Annotated in this window: 18 protein-coding genes; 14 read left to right on the plus strand and 4 right to left on the minus strand. The window is 64.8% G+C overall.

Annotated features, from left to right (window positions below):
• Nucleotides 1-49: 49 nt before the first annotated feature.
• The 4 genes from LPJ38_RS23155 (at nucleotide 50) to LPJ38_RS23170 (ending at nucleotide 3,969) form a co-directional block, all read left to right on the plus strand.
• Nucleotides 50-1,972: an FAD-binding monooxygenase gene (locus LPJ38_RS23155; RefSeq protein WP_167520413.1), complete on the plus strand. Its 1,923-nt coding sequence runs from the start codon at nucleotides 50-52 to the stop codon at nucleotides 1,970-1,972.
• A gap of 152 nt (nucleotides 1,973-2,124) precedes the next feature.
• Nucleotides 2,125-3,096: an SH3 domain-containing protein gene (locus LPJ38_RS23160; RefSeq protein ID WP_145631530.1), complete on the plus strand. Its 972-nt coding sequence runs from the start codon at nucleotides 2,125-2,127 to the stop codon at nucleotides 3,094-3,096.
• A 254-nt stretch (nucleotides 3,097-3,350) separates the two neighbouring features.
• Nucleotides 3,351-3,578 (plus strand): hypothetical protein, encoded by a 228-nt coding sequence (locus LPJ38_RS23165; protein ID WP_231088380.1) that lies wholly within the window; start codon nucleotides 3,351-3,353, stop codon nucleotides 3,576-3,578.
• A 211-nt stretch (nucleotides 3,579-3,789) separates the two neighbouring features.
• Entirely contained in the window at nucleotides 3,790-3,969 is a 180-nt protein-coding gene (locus LPJ38_RS23170) for a hypothetical protein (RefSeq protein WP_167520408.1), read from the plus strand.
• Between the two features lie 105 nt (nucleotides 3,970-4,074).
• On the opposite strand, the gene LPJ38_RS23175 is transcribed toward LPJ38_RS23170, so the two are convergent.
• Entirely contained in the window at nucleotides 4,075-4,644 is a 570-nt protein-coding gene (locus LPJ38_RS23175; protein WP_145631523.1) for a TetR/AcrR family transcriptional regulator, read from the minus strand.
• A complete protein-coding gene (locus LPJ38_RS23180) occupies nucleotides 4,644-4,988 on the minus strand; it encodes a DMT family transporter (RefSeq protein ID WP_145632494.1) in 345 nt (114 codons plus the stop codon). The genes LPJ38_RS23175 and LPJ38_RS23180 overlap by 1 nt, the downstream gene beginning before the upstream one ends.
• A gap of 337 nt (nucleotides 4,989-5,325) precedes the next feature.
• On the opposite strand from LPJ38_RS23180, the gene LPJ38_RS23185 reads away from it, so the two are divergent.
• The gene (locus LPJ38_RS23185) at nucleotides 5,326-5,967 is read left to right on the plus strand and encodes an FMN-binding negative transcriptional regulator (RefSeq protein WP_145631520.1); all 642 of its coding nucleotides are present in this window, start codon (nucleotides 5,326-5,328) and stop codon (nucleotides 5,965-5,967) included.
• Nucleotides 5,968-6,007: 40 nt separating this feature from the next.
• The gene (pdxY, locus tag LPJ38_RS23190) at nucleotides 6,008-6,820 is read left to right on the plus strand and encodes a pyridoxal kinase (protein ID WP_145631517.1); all 813 of its coding nucleotides are present in this window, start codon (nucleotides 6,008-6,010) and stop codon (nucleotides 6,818-6,820) included.
• 4 nt (nucleotides 6,821-6,824) lie between these two features.
• On the opposite strand, the gene LPJ38_RS23195 is transcribed toward pdxY, so the two are convergent.
• Nucleotides 6,825-8,123 (minus strand): M15 family metallopeptidase domain-containing protein, encoded by a 1,299-nt coding sequence (locus tag LPJ38_RS23195; RefSeq protein ID WP_145631513.1) that lies wholly within the window; start codon nucleotides 8,121-8,123, stop codon nucleotides 6,825-6,827.
• Nucleotides 8,124-8,467: 344 nt separating this feature from the next.
• Here LPJ38_RS23195 and LPJ38_RS23200 point away from each other — a divergent pair, with 344 nt between their 5' ends.
• The 3 genes from LPJ38_RS23200 to LPJ38_RS23210 all read left to right on the plus strand — a co-directional run bounded on the left by LPJ38_RS23200 (nucleotide 8,468) and on the right by LPJ38_RS23210 (nucleotide 9,360).
• Entirely contained in the window at nucleotides 8,468-8,638 is a 171-nt protein-coding gene (locus tag LPJ38_RS23200; RefSeq protein ID WP_145631510.1) for a Flp family type IVb pilin, read from the plus strand.
• A gap of 117 nt (nucleotides 8,639-8,755) precedes the next feature.
• The gene (locus LPJ38_RS23205; protein WP_231088381.1) at nucleotides 8,756-8,935 is read left to right on the plus strand and encodes a hypothetical protein; all 180 of its coding nucleotides are present in this window, start codon (nucleotides 8,756-8,758) and stop codon (nucleotides 8,933-8,935) included.
• Nucleotides 8,936-9,105: 170 nt separating this feature from the next.
• Nucleotides 9,106-9,360: a hypothetical protein gene (locus LPJ38_RS23210; protein WP_145631507.1), complete on the plus strand. Its 255-nt coding sequence runs from the start codon at nucleotides 9,106-9,108 to the stop codon at nucleotides 9,358-9,360.
• Between the two features lie 49 nt (nucleotides 9,361-9,409).
• Here the strand turns inward: LPJ38_RS23210 and LPJ38_RS23215 are convergent, their stop codons facing one another.
• Nucleotides 9,410-10,021 carry a bifunctional transcriptional activator/DNA repair enzyme AdaA gene (locus tag LPJ38_RS23215; RefSeq protein WP_145631504.1) on the minus strand — a complete coding sequence of 204 codons (612 nt, stop codon included), beginning with the start codon at nucleotides 10,019-10,021 and terminating at the stop codon, nucleotides 9,410-9,412.
• Between the two features lie 130 nt (nucleotides 10,022-10,151).
• Between LPJ38_RS23215 and LPJ38_RS23220 the strand changes: the two genes are divergently transcribed.
• From LPJ38_RS23220 to LPJ38_RS23240, 5 genes are all read left to right on the plus strand, one after another.
• Complete coding sequence (locus LPJ38_RS23220) at nucleotides 10,152-10,568, plus strand: nuclear transport factor 2 family protein (RefSeq protein ID WP_145631501.1); 417 nt, start codon at nucleotides 10,152-10,154, stop codon at nucleotides 10,566-10,568.
• Nucleotides 10,569-10,656: 88 nt separating this feature from the next.
• The gene (locus tag LPJ38_RS23225) at nucleotides 10,657-11,577 is read left to right on the plus strand and encodes a DMT family transporter (RefSeq protein WP_145631496.1); all 921 of its coding nucleotides are present in this window, start codon (nucleotides 10,657-10,659) and stop codon (nucleotides 11,575-11,577) included.
• A 297-nt stretch (nucleotides 11,578-11,874) separates the two neighbouring features.
• Complete coding sequence (locus LPJ38_RS23230) at nucleotides 11,875-12,285, plus strand: VOC family protein (protein ID WP_145631493.1); 411 nt, start codon at nucleotides 11,875-11,877, stop codon at nucleotides 12,283-12,285.
• A gap of 228 nt (nucleotides 12,286-12,513) precedes the next feature.
• Nucleotides 12,514-13,158, plus strand: coding sequence for a cell envelope biogenesis protein TolA (locus LPJ38_RS23235; protein ID WP_145631491.1), 645 nt, complete (start codon nucleotides 12,514-12,516; stop codon nucleotides 13,156-13,158).
• A 273-nt stretch (nucleotides 13,159-13,431) separates the two neighbouring features.
• Nucleotides 13,432-13,710: a hypothetical protein gene (locus LPJ38_RS23240; RefSeq protein ID WP_060737711.1), complete on the plus strand. Its 279-nt coding sequence runs from the start codon at nucleotides 13,432-13,434 to the stop codon at nucleotides 13,708-13,710.
• Nucleotides 13,711-13,879 lie beyond the last annotated feature (169 nt).

A 13,879-nucleotide genomic window follows, 5' to 3' on the forward strand; every position in this document is an offset into this window, starting at 1 on the left:
GTCAGCATACTGAGCAATATCCAAACGGAGATTTGGCGGGGAGGTGCTCATGCAATTCCATCTGAATGGATTTCAGCCGGGCGATCCCGAGATCGCGGATCCTGCCGCACGCGTTCAGGCCCCGGATGCGGCGGGCGGCGTGCCCGAGGAGGTCGACGTCCTCATCGTCGGCTGCGGGCCGGCCGGCTTGACGCTCGCCGCCCAGCTCTCGCAATTCCCCGACATCAAGACGTGCATCGTCGAGCAGAAGCCCGGCCGCCTGCTGGTCGGGCAGGCCGACGGCATCGCCTGCCGCACCCTGGAGATGTTTCACGCTTTCGGCTTCAGCGAGCGCGTGCAAAAGGAGGCATGCTGGATCAATGAGACGACGTTCTGGAAGCCGGACGCGCGGCGGCCTGAGGCCATCGTGCGCAGTGGACGGGTGCAGGATGTCGAGGACGGGCTGTCGGAATTCCCGCATGTCATTCTCAACCAGGCACGCATCCACGACGCATTTCTCGATGTCATGCGCAAATCGTCGGCCAAGCTCGCGCCGTATTACAACCGGCGCGTGCTCGATCTCCAGGTCGAACCCGCCGTTGATGCCGCCGCTCACGCGGTGACGGTGCGTCTCGAATGCGTCGATGCCGCTGAGGGGAACAAGGTCGAGACAATCCGGGCGCGCTATGTCGTCGGCTGCGACGGCGCGCGCAGCACGGTGCGCAAGTCGATCGGCCGCGAGCTGCACGGCGATTCCGCCAACCATGCCTGGGGCGTGATGGACGTGCTGGCGGTGACCGACTTCCCGGACATCCGCTTCAAGTCGCTGATCCAGTCGGCGAACGACGGCAGCCTGCTGATCATTCCGCGCGAGGGCGGTTACATGGTCCGCATCTATGTCGAGCTCGCCAAGCTCGACATCGGTGAGCGCGTCGCCAATCGCAACATCACCGCCGACGACGTGATCGCGAAGGCGCAGCGGATCCTGAAGCCGCATACGCTGGACGTGAAGGAGATCGCATGGTGGTCGGTCTACGAGATCGGCCAGCGCCTCACCGACAAGTTCGACGACGTGCCGGAGGCCGAGGTCGCTGGGCGACTGCCGCGCATCTTCATCGCCGGCGATGCCTGCCATACCCATAGCCCGAAGGCGGGACAGGGTATGAACGTCTCGATGCAGGATGCCTTCAATCTCGGCTGGAAGCTCGCCGCCGTCCTTCGCAAGCAGTGCGCACCGGCTCTGCTGCATTCCTATTCGGCCGAACGCCAGGCGGTTGCCAAGGAGCTGATCGACTTCGATCGGGAATGGGCCGGGATTCTCGCCTCGGCTGCCAAGATGGGCGGTGCCGATTCGGCGAAGACACAGGACTATTTCGTCCGGCATGGGCGTTACACGGCAGGGACCGCCACGCATTACCGTCCGTCGCTGCTCACGGGTGCGGCCTCGCATCAGCATCTCGCAGCAGGCCTCGTCATCGGCACCCGCTTCCATTCCGCGCCGGTGATCCGGCTGGCAGATGCGAAGCCGGTGCATCTCGGCCACGCGGCGCAGGCTGATGGTCGCTTCCGCATCTACGCGTTCTCGCCTGCGGAAAATCCTGCCGCGGCCGGCTCGGCCATACGCGCTCTCTGCAATTTCCTCGGCGAATCCAGGGAGTCGCCGATCAGACGCCACACGCCTTCAGGGGCCGACATCGACAGCGTGATCGACCTGCGCGCGGTCTTCCAGCAGGATCATCGCCAGCTTGCCGTGGAAGCGATGCCGCCTCTGCTGCTCCCGCGCAAGGGGCGCTATGGTCTGATCGATTACGAGAAGATGTTCTGCCCGGATCTCAAGAGCGGCAACGACGTGTTTGCAATGCGCGGCATCGACCGCAAGGCCGGCTGCCTGGTCGTGGTGCGGCCGGACCAGTATGTCGCGAACGTGCTGCCGCTCGATGATTTTGCTGGGCTTGCGTCGTACTTCGACGCCTTCATGTTGCGAGCAAACTGACGGCCCGGCGCTTTTGCGCGCTGTGCCGATGAATGGCGAATGAATATTGAACCGCATGCGGCCTAAGTTCTCACTCTTTCGACGCATGCGATGACCTCAGGCGGAACGCCCGTTTCGCCAGCGCGTTCCGACTGGCAGAGGAGGAACACGCCATGAGACTCAAGAGCGTTTTACTTGCCGCATTGCTGCTTGCCCCGACGGCCGCGCTGGCCGCACCGGGCATCGTCACCGTCTCGACCGGCCTGCGCGCCGGACCGGGCACGGGCTTTCCGCTGGTCGATCGCATCCCCGGCGGCGCCCGCGTCAACATCCATGGCTGCCTGCGCGGCAATGCCTGGTGCGATGTGAGCTTTTCCGACGATCGCGGCTGGGTATCGTCGCAATATCTGCAATACCTCTATCGCAATCATTACGTCTATCTCCCCGACTATGTCGGCGTGATTGACGTTCCTGTCGTTCCCTTCGTGCTGACATCGTATTGGTCGAGCCACTATGGCGGACGTCCCTGGTATCGCCGCCACGCTCATTGGAATAATTACTGGAGCTCGCATCAACGCTCTGCAACGCGGATGACCGTTGATCCGCGGGCGGCTCGCATCGGTCGCGCTGCGACGCGTGACGGAGCGATCGCACTCGAACGCAGCGGCGTGCGCGGCAAAGGAGAGGCTGCAATCTCTCGGCGTGATGCCGCCACGACGGCCCGGCCCGCTGCCGCCATCACCAAGCGTGATGCGGTTACGGCTGATCGGATCCGCGCCGGACGCAGCGAGCGCATCCTCAATGAGCGCACTGCCGTGCAGAACCGTGACCCGCGCGATGCGCAGTCGCGCGTAATGCGCGACAATGCTGCAAGCCGCGCCGCCGTGCGTGCGCAGCCGATGACGCGTGCGCATGAAGCGCCGCGTGTGTCGACCGCACCGGTTGCACGGCCCGCAACGCCGCAGGTCGCCCGGCCGAACGTCAGCCACGGCTCGCCGATGAATGCCCGTGCGCAGATGCCGGCGTCGCGCGCGGCCGCGCCTGCGCCGCATGCGGGCGGTGGCGGCGCTCCGCACATCAGCGCCGGCCCACGTGGCGGCGGCGCGCCGGCCGGTGGTCCCGGCGGCGGCCATCAAAAGCACTAGAGCATTATCGGCTCTGATTGAATCGGAGCCGAAGCTCCAGAGTCATGCTCTGAGACAAAGCCCGGCCATTGCGCCGGGCTTTTTCTTACGAGAGGCCTTTACAATTTAAGTCAGTTCTTCGCGGGCAGATTTCATCGATCGTAATATGTGTACTCAAAGCTGTAAGCATTCCACTCGGGGCAGCGGGGCACGGGAGGATGATGATGAGACAGAGCCAGGCGGAGGCGCGCCGCCATAACGTTGCGAAGCGGTCGATGACCAAGGAGGCCAAGCAGCTGTCCGGCCTGATTGCCGGGCTGCGCAAATCTCTCGAAGAAATCCACAAGGAGCGGTCGGGCACGAAGCTCACGGGCGCCGAGATGGGCATGCTCGACGAGCGCCGTAACAATCTGCTGCTCACCATCGCGGCCCTCGACGACCGCCTCTCGGCAGTGCAGGGATTGATTGATCTCGGCCGCCCGCACGTGATCCGCGTCCACTAGCGGCGCCGGGCAGGCCAGATCTCAGTCGAGCACCGACGGCAATCAGAAGCGCGTCCCTGGTTCGGCGCGCTCACCCCGGGTCACCCGGCTGTGAGCGGGCCAGCGCCGTGCGGCCTGCGGAGGGCACCAAATTGCCACGCTCCCGGCGAATTGCCGCCAAAGCCGGCTGCCACGAGAGGGGCGGGAGCAGGGCAACGCAAGGGGATGCGCATTGGCCTACAAAATGGTCGCAGAACGCGACAATGAGAAATACAGTTTCGCCCGCGAGAGCCGGTTGCTCATCGTGGCCAAGGCGAAGGTGTGGGCGAGCGAGGGGTGGCGGGTCGTCATCACCGATCAGGACGGCAAGGCCTACGCGCCGTCCGAATTCGAGCAGCTGTCGGCGGCGTGACCGCTGAGGAGCAATCTGATTTTTCTCTTTTGAATAGGGGCTCGGCTTGATCGCGGCCTCGATGATTCTTCGGCCGGCGTAAACTAGCCGACGTCCCGGGTCCCACTAACCGCGCCGATAGGTCTGCGCGATCAGCCGGTCGTGCACGGCACGCAGGTTCGCGCTCATGCGCGTCTGTCCCGTCGTGACATAGGACAGCCAGGCGCCGTCGGCGGCGAGGCGGACGACGTGAAGATCGGCCGCCGCGTCAGTGGCGCGATGGCGCTTGAGCCGGTCCTTGATCCAGTCGTTCCAGAGCCGGCGCAGCGAGGGATCGGTGACCACGACCATGCACAGCGCCGCCCAGGGCGAGGCAAAGCCGAAGGCCTTGCCGGTGAACACCGCATTCACATAGGCCCGCGTGAAGCTGCCGCGCGGCTTGGGATCGGCTTCGACGGCCGCGTCGATCTCGGCATCGACGCGGGCGAGGAGATCGGCGAACAGGCCCTCGATCAGCGCCTGCTTGCTCCCGAAATGATGAAACAGCCCGCCCTTGGTAACACCGGCCGCCGCCGCGACCGCCTGCACCGTGACGCCGGAAACGCCATGGTCCAGCGCGATGGCAGCCGCGTGGTCGAGCAAAGCGCGCCGCACCTGCTCAGGCTGCTTGGCGCGGGTGTAGCGGCTGTCCGGCATCAATGCACCGTGGTCTCCGAGAACAGGTTGATGATCACGACCCCCGACACGATCAGCGCGATGCCGACGAACGCGGCGGCATCGAGCATCTGATGGAACAGCACGAACGAGACCGTGGCGGTCAGGATGATGCCGACCCCGCCCCAGATCGCATAGGCGATGCTGAGGGGAATGACGCGTATAGCGACCGACAGCGCATAGAACGAGGCGACGTAGAACAGAACCATCGCCAGCGTCGGCCATGGCCGCGTGAACTGCGCCGACTGCTGCAGAAACGCGGAGGCGGTGACCTCGAAGACGATGGCGACAGCAAGTGCCGCATAAGCATTGAAGGCGGATGTCATGGCGAGCTCGGGCATGGCGCGGCTCGAAAGATACCGCGCGGTAGGTTTGTTTAGCACGCGGAACATGGCTTTAATCAGGAGCAGGTATCACGACTGAGTGACGGGCCTGCGACAGGCGCGAGGTTCCGCGGACGGCCGCCAATGGCGGAGAAGCCGCCACGCGATGAATGGTGCTGCGCTCTTTAAGGTGCGACGGTGGAGCAGCACGACACCGATCCTGGCCAGGCAGATCGGATGTGAGCATCTTCAGCGCATCGAGGACCGATTGTTCTTCAGATTTCGCGGGATCATGGGGTAGCCTCGCCTCATTCATCGTCCAATCGTCGAGCGCCGCGCCATGCATGTCCTCCGTCCCCAGTTCCGCATCGAGGAGCAGCGCGCGCTGGAATTTGCCGCATCTCGCGGCTTCGGCGTGATCGTGGCGGCGGACGAACGCGGGCCGCGGGCCTCGCACGTGCCGTTCGTACTGACCGAGCGCGGCGGCTGCACCATCGCGCAGATTCACTTCACCGCCAAAAATCCGCTTGTGCCGCTGGCCGATGGCAGCAGGCGATTCCTGCTGATCGTCGCCGGCGACGACGCCTACGTCTCCAACGACTGGTATGCCTCGCGCGACAACGTCTCGACCTGGCTCTATGAAGCGGTGCACCTGTCGGGCGTGGCGCACCTGCGCGGGCTCGACGAGAACCGCGGACACGGCGATGCGCTGCTTGCAGTCTCAGAAGCGCGGTTGCCGAAACAGCCCTGGGATCTCGCGCAGATGGAGCCGGGCAAGCGCGAGAGCATGCTGGCTGCGATCCGCGTCGTCGATCTCGTGGTGGATCAAGTCGAAGGGCAGGCCAAGCTCAATCAGCACAAGAGCGATGCGGACCATGTCGCGGTCGCGGATCGATTGGCGCAATCGGAGGAGACCGGGCACCGGCGGCTGGCGCGCAAGATGCAGGCGCTGCGGCCGGGGCTTGAATACAAGACGCCGTAACGCTTGCCTCCTCTGAGAATTGACCTTACGGACCTCCTTCATGCTCGTCATTTCCATTCAAAGCCAGGTGGTCCACGGCCATGTCGGCAACAGCGCGGCTGCCTATGCCGTGCAGGCCGAAGGCGTGAACGTCGCGGCGGTGCCGACGACGCTGCTCTCGAACCATCCGCGCTACCCGAGCCTGCGCGGGCGGGTGCTCGAGACCGAGCTGGTCGCCGATCTCCTGAGGGGTGTCGAGGAGCGCGGCCTTGTCGACGAAGCTGCCGTGCTCGTCACCGGCTATCTCGGCTCGCCCGGCAATGCCGCCGTCGTCGCCGACTTCGTCGAGCGAGCGTTGGTGCACAATCCGAAGCTCGTCTATCTCTGCGATCCCGTGATCGGGGACGACGGCCGCGTCTATGTCGCCGACGGAATTCTGGATGTGGTCCGGCATCGGCTGCTGCCGGCTGCGAACCTGACCACACCGAACCGGTTCGAGCTCGAGCTGCTTGCGGGCCTCTCGATCGCCGATGCGCAGGATCTGCGCGCGGCCTGCGCGGCGCTTGCGAGAGGGCGCCACAGCGACGTCGTCGCCACCGGCTGCACGCTCGCGGACACGGCGGAAGGGCAGCTGGAAACGATCCTCTGCGCCGACGGCCATCTGTCGCGCTTCGCGACGTCGCGTCTGCCGATCCGACCCTATGGCACCGGCGACCTTCTCACCGGTCTGATCGCAGCGCATCTGGCCAAGGGCGAGGCGACGGACGTGGCGGTGCAGCTCGCGGTGAAGACGATCTTTGCCGTGCTGGTGCGCACGCAGGAGGCCGGCACCGCCGAGATGCGCCTCGTGCCGCTGCCAGCCAGCAAGCCGTAACCGGTCAGGTCGCGCGCTTGCCGGCCGATTGTGCCGCCTTCTGCGGCTTTGCCGGACTCTTCTGCTCGCCGCGCGCGGCCTGCGTTTTGGGCGGCTTGGCATGGGCTACAGCATGCGTCTTCTTCGGCTTGACGCTGGCTTCCTTGCGGTCGGCCGTGCCCCGGCGCGAGACGTATTCCTGACCGTCGATCGGGCCGACATGCGGCGGATCGCGCCCGAGATAGGGCCGGCCGATGCCATAGGCCTTGCCGTTGGCGTCGACCCACTTCCACAGTATCTCGGTCGAGACCCAACGTTGCGCCCGGTTGTTGCCCTGGGTGCTGACGATGTCGGCGGCCATGCCGTGGCCGTAGCCGCCGCGCGTGCTGCCGCCGTGATACGAGCGGTTGGAGGCAGCCTTCAGGCCGCTCGCGATCGACTGACGATAGTCGTCCCGGAACGCGCTGGTGATGCCGGGTGAAAGGCCGGCGGCCTCGGCGGCGAGCAGCGTGCGAAACAGCTTTCGCTTGAAACTCTTGTCCATGCCGCCGATGACGTAGTCCATCATCGACATGCCGGCGCGCTCGGCCGCCTTCGGATCCTTCCAGGTGAAATCCTGGTCGACGAGCTTGGTGAAGCTGCGCATCACGGTCACCGTCTTGCCCTTGCGCTTGACGGTGACGGGGCGGCGCTCCACCACCTTCATCGAGTCTTCCTTGGCGGTGCGCTCATACAGCGCCCAGAGATAACGGTCGATGCAGGCGTCCATCACGAAGCATTCGTCGAGCACGGCAACGGTGTCGGCAGGCGGCGATGGCTTGCTTGCTGCAACCGGGGCGGATCCGCTCGCGATCGTCGCAGGCGACAATGCGTCCGTGGTCACGATCTCGGTGGGATCGGCCGATGCGAGCTTGACGGGCTCTGGCGCCGGCGCTGGCGGGGCCTCGGCGACGACGGGCGCCGGCTCAGGTGAAATTTGAGGCGCCGGCGGCGGCTCCGCCGGCAGGATCACCGCGGTATCGGCCGACGCCAGCTTGACGGCGGGGCCGGGCACCTCCGGTGCGGCCGCTTCAACCGTTGCCGGGATCGCTGCGGCGGCAGCGATGTCGGCCGTCAGGGTAATGCCGTCCTCGATGGTCGCGGCGCGGGGCACGTCGGCAAGCTCGAGCCGGCTGAGATCCTTCGCGGGCGTGACAGCGGCCGCATTGGCACCGCTGTTTTCGATCAGGGCAGGCGCGTAAGCCGACAATGAGAGCAACAGCCAGCCGGCGAGAATGGCCAAGGGGCACGAGACAGCCACCAGAAGAGACCGCCGATCATTCATGATCCCTGCCTCCAAACAGTACCGTCCGAACCAGTCCGGTTCGAACAGCGATGATGCAAACAACCAAGACTTGCACGGAAAGGCACGCAGCACGTCAATTGTTCGGAGAACGGTATGGCAGCGCAATGGCGTATTCTCCGGAAATAGGTTTTTCGGAAAGGGTGTTGCGAAGTTGCAACGCGAGTTCCCAAACGGTTCCAAAGATGTAAACCCTTGGAAAATATCTGCAGATGCAACGCCTCAATTCAGATCAAATTGAACGACACGTGTTTACTCAATCTTGGATTGAGACGTGCCTTGCTCCGACGCCGGCAATTTCCGGTAGAATTGAGAAGGACGCGTCCGTGACGTTGAAATGCAAATGGGCTGAATTCCTTGCCGATGAATCCGGCGCTACCGCAATCGAATATGGTCTGATCGCGGCGGGCATCGCGCTCGCGATCATCGAAATCCTCTATGCGCTCGGCACCAATCTCGTTGAGAAATTGCAATCGCTCGCGACCGCATTGAAGTAGCGGACAAAGAGGCTTCTGCGATCGAGGTTGACGAAGGCGTCATGGAAGATGCCTCGGCAACTTTGTGCGGGGCCAAGCGTTGATCGGCCTATGAGCACGCATTCCTCGCTTCGGCCCATGGACGCCTTCGACCCCACCGAGCCCGCTATTCTGCATGATCGCGTGTCCGACGCGATCATCACCTGGACCGCCGATCAGGCCGACGACTACCGGCGGGCCAGCCGGCCGCGCGCGGATGGAACCGTGGCTTGGAAGACTTATCTATTCGATGGCTGGGGCAATGTGCTTGGCGGCTGACCACCGCCCATAAAAGCGCCATGTCGCGGCCGGCGCGATTCGGTCAAGGCTTTGTTCGCGTTAAACATATCGCCATGCGCCACGCGCGTTATTGCAATGCAGCAAAGCATGTCGCAACGCAGCAAATCGGGCTTAGATCTGCTCCGCATCTTCCATCAGGAGCATCCCCAATGAACAAGAAGACTTTGACGATCGCCGCAACCATCCTGACTATCGCGGGCGCTACTTCGGCTTTTGCCGCGGAGCTGCCGACCTATGAGGCCAATGGATTTCCGGTCTCTCCGTTGCAGGTTCGTGTGCTCGGCGCGGGCCATGTCGAGCAGCAGGTCACCGCACCCACGACGGTTGCGACCGCGCACCAGCTGAAGGTGCTGGGGTCCCGCAACCTCAAGACTGCCGACGTCACGACGGGCGCCGCCCGCTGAGCTGATATCGCAACACGGGTGGCGGGTCTCGCAACGCGCGATCCGCCGCCTACGTAGTCACTGACATCGAAGTTCGATCTTCTCGCGCGCGCAGACCGGATGAAGTGCGCCGTGCGCGCAGGCTCGAGGGCGAGCGGCCGTAGAGTTCGGCGAATGCGGCGTTGAAGCGGCGCAGGCTGCCGAAGCCGGCTTGGAATGCGATCTCTGTCATGGTGCGGTCGCCGGCATCGAGCAGGCGCTTCGCGCGCTGCACGCGCACCGTCTTGGCGAGCTGCTGAGGCGTCGCGCCGACATGCCGCTCGAACAACCGCGCCAGATGACGTGAGGAGATGCCGAGCCGCAGCGCCAGCGTCACCACAGAATCCTGGTCGAGCGCGCCGTCATTGATCAGCTTCACCGCACGCGCGACCGTGGATCGTGTGCCGTTCCAAGCCGGGCAGAACGGTGCCGTCTCGGGACGGCAGCGCAGGCAAGGCCGGAAGCCTGCGGCTTCCGCCGCGGCCGCCGTCGGATAATAGCTGACGTTGCGCGTCAACGGCTGCTTGGCCGGGCACACTGGGCGGCAATAGATTCCCGTGGTCTTCACCGCCGTGAAGAAGCGTCCGTCATAGCGGGGATCGCGGCGCAGGCGCGCGGCGTTGCAGGTCGCAAAGCTCAGCATGTTCGCATGATAGCGCGGAGGCGTCCGGAGGGAAGGGCTGCGGAATGACCGAGTCCGATTGTGGCGAGCGGCACGGCGCCCCACGGCCTAGAAGGCGGCTCTCGATTCAATCAAGCCGCGGAGCCGCCTCGTGACCAGCCCCAAAGAGATCGTCCTCAATGCCTGGAAGACTTTTGCCTCGCGCGATGCTGCATGCATCGCCGCCGTGTTCACCGATGATGCCGAATGGATCGCACCGAAGGGCAACGCGACTGCCGTCGCGCTCGATCACACCGACCACATGATCGGCGCGCCGCAGATTGCGCGTTTCATCGCGCAGGAGATGCACAAGCTGTTCTCGAACATCGACATCGCGTTTGTTGGCGTCCATGCCGACGGCGACAGGGTGATCGTGGAGGAGCGGATGCGCGCCACGCTTCCCGGCGGAGCGCCTTACGAGAACGACTATTGCTTCGTGTTCACTGTTGCCGGCGACAGGATCCGCGAGGTGCGCGAATACATGGACACGCGCAAGGGATGGCGCATGGTGTTCGGGGAGGAGGCGTGACGCAACAGGAGCTCGCCTTTGCCGCTGCGTGCCAGCCTTGCAGCCGTGTGGGTTGAGGCATCTCGCCCGCTGACATAATGCTTCTCCCATGGATCAGCGGACGAGCGGCGCTGACGCTCTCATCGAGAAGAACGACGCAAGCCCGGCGGTGCTCGGCGTCGTCTGCGGGCTGGCGGCGGCGCTGTTCTGGGCGCTCGGCTTTGCGGCCACGCGGCACGGGCTGAAGCTCGGCTTCACGCCGGTCGACCTGCTCGTGCATCGCTATGTCTGGTCGGGAGTCGCCTTCCTGCCGCTGGTCTTTCGCGCCGGCATCTCCGATCTCTGCGGCATCGGCTGGGGCAGGGGCCTTGCGCTGATGGTGCTGGGCGGCCCGGTGATGGCGTTGATCTCCTACACCGGCTTCCTGTTCGTGCCGCTCGGTCATGGCAGCGTGATCCAGCCTTCCAGCGCGACGCTCGGCGGCCTGCTGCTCGCAGCCCTGTTCCTGAAGGAAAAGATCTCCGCCTCGCGCCTTGCCGGTGCGCTCGTCATCGTCGGCGGTCTCGGCGTGATCGGCGCGGAATCGATCGGCCATATCGGCGCCGACGGCGTGCTGGGCGACCTGATCTTCGTGCTCACCGGCTTCATGTTCGCCGGCTTCGGCACATTGCTGCGCCATTGGCGTGTCTCCGCCGTGTCGGCCGCGCTCGTCATCAACGTGCTGTCGCTGCTGCTGCTGCCGATCTATCTCGCAACCGAGGGGCTAGCTCGCATCGCGGCGATCGGCCTCAGCGAGAACGCGATTCAGGCGCTGGCGCAGGGCGTGCTCGCAGGGCCCGCCGCGCTGTATCTGTTCGCCGTCTCGGTGCAGCGCCTTGGCGTCGCCCGCGCCGCGGTGTTTCCCGCGATCGTGCCGGCGCTGACGCTGCTGGTCGGCTGGATCCTGCTCGGCGAGCCGCCGACGACGCTGCAGACGGCGGGCCTCGTGACGGTGCTGTGCGGGTTCTATTTGGCGCAGCGGCAGCGATAGACGCCGATGCGTCGCGGCGCGCTGAAATAAGAGGGCCGCCCCGTGGGCGGCCGCTGAAGTCTCAAAGCTGTGATGCAATCGAACAGGTAACCCTGCAAGCCAGCCCCGGGACGAGAAAATCGATGCGCACTGAAAACGCCTGCCCGGCAGCCCTCACCTTACATAGATTTGCGACAGCGATAAGAAAATAGTTTGTTCCGAAAACGGAACGGGCGTTAGCGTTACCGCGCAGCCTCGACCGCCAGGTGCGGCACCATCCCGGATTGCGCTGTGCTCCATCCGGGCTAGGCTGTGCCCATGTCCTTCCTGCTCAACATCGACGTCCCTGACGTGACTGCTGCCACGACGTTCTACACGGAAGCGTTCGGCCTCACCGTCGGTCGTCGCTTCGGCACCGATTTCGTCGAGCTGAAGGGATGGCCGGCGCCGGTTTATCTCCTGGCCAAACAGGCCGGCACGGTGGGCGCCGGTGGCGATCGCCGCCGCTATGAGCGGCACTGGACGCCGGTGCATATCGACATCGTCGTCGATGACGTCGATGCCGCCGTCGAGCGCGCGCTGCGCGCCGGCGCGATCCTCGAGGTCGCCGCAAGCGATGCGCCTTATGGGCGGATCGCCATGCTCGCCGATCCGTTCGGCCACGGATTTTGTCTGTTGGCGTTCAGCGAGCGCGGTTATGACGCGCTGCTCGAGCCGGACGATGCTTGAGCTTTGCGGGCCAAAAATATGCTGGGGTTAAAAACAACCCCATGCACAGTAGGGAACCCGTTGATATTCCTCGATTCTTAAATTCAGAAATGGAGGAGTGGGTTTTACGGCCCCAATCGACTTCGGCGATCCCGAATCGCGTTTGACTCGTCGGGCAAACATGGGGCATATTGGCATGGTGGCGCCGGTGCGACAGCGGGCTTGTGCGTCGAAGGGCGCCGGAGCGACATGCCGAAAGCACTCAAGCGAAAACTGAAGACCTACCAGACCTCGCTCGGCTTCTACGATCAGGCGATCGCCGCGCCCTCGATGAAGGCGGCGCTCGAGGCCTGGGGCGCCAGCTCCAATCTGTTCCATCAGGGCGTTGCGAAGGAGACCGACGACCCCGACATCGTCGCTGCGACCATGGAGAAGCCCGGCGTGGTGCTGAGGCGCCCGGTCGGTTCGAATGGCGCGTTCACCGAAAGCGCGGAGCTGCCGACCGACCTCGCCGAGGATGGCGCGGGACCCAAGCGCAAGCCGAAGAAGCATGCTGCGAAGGCGCCGAAGAAATCGCCCGCAAAGGCGCCGCCGCGCAAGAGCGACGATCAGGCCGCACGCAAGGCCGCCGCGGCGTTCGCGAAGGAAGAGCGGCGGCGCGAAGCCGAGCGCAGGAAAGAGGAGGCCGCCCGCGCCACGGAGCGCGCACGCCGGGAGAAGGCCGTTGCGAGCGCGCAAGCCGCGCTGGACAAAGCGAGGCGGGAGCACGAGGCGCGGACGGAGGCGATCGAGGCCGAGCGCGCTGCGCTGGATGAGCGTGCGGAGGCCGAGCAGAACCGCTGGGACACGCAGCGAATGAAGCTGGAGGAGGCGGTGCGCCGCGCGCGGGCGTAGGCGGGGGATGTCGCTCGCATCATCAGCGGCGAGATCACGGCTCTGTCTCCACATGAACTGACGTTCCGTCGAAAACTCCGGCCGTGCAGCTTGCTGGGTCCCGGCTCGGCGCCGCACCGCTGCGCGCTGCGGCGCGTCTGGGACACGAGAAAGTGCCGCGGCCGCAGGCGCCATCATTGGAAGCATCGGCGTTCAATTCGGGCGAAGTCGAAAACAAATCCGCTTGCCTTGGCTTGCATCGTTTTGCACTCTGGCGGCAAGGAGACCGATGCAATGAAGAAAATGACCATCGCCTATGCGCTCGGGACGGCTCTGGTAGCGGGGAGCCTTGCGACATCGGCTGTCGAGGCAAAGCCTCGGAAGCAAGTGGTTCGCGCGCCACAGGAGAGGCTGATCGTCACGGCGCCCGTCCTGCGGCCGACGCCGTGGGATTACAACATCGTTCCGCGCTATCGTTATCGCCCGGAAGACGACAAGGTCGATCCCTATGGCCCGCCGCTGGTGCCGTCTTATGTTCGCTATGAGGGATGGCGTTGGCCGTATTGGTGGTGAATAGCATCACGCTCCGCGGCAAATGGTGATGGGCCGGCGACGGACGCCGCGTTGAGCTCGCGGCGTCAACCCCCGACCGGTTGGCTCGATCTGGGCCCGATCACGCCGATCGACCGGGCTCGTTCGTCGCTTACCCCTGTGAATTTCTTGCCAAAAAGCGCCAGTCTTC

The sequence above is a fragment of the Bradyrhizobium daqingense genome, from assembly GCF_021044685.1.
Lineage (GTDB): Bacteria > Pseudomonadota > Alphaproteobacteria > Rhizobiales > Xanthobacteraceae > Bradyrhizobium > Bradyrhizobium daqingense.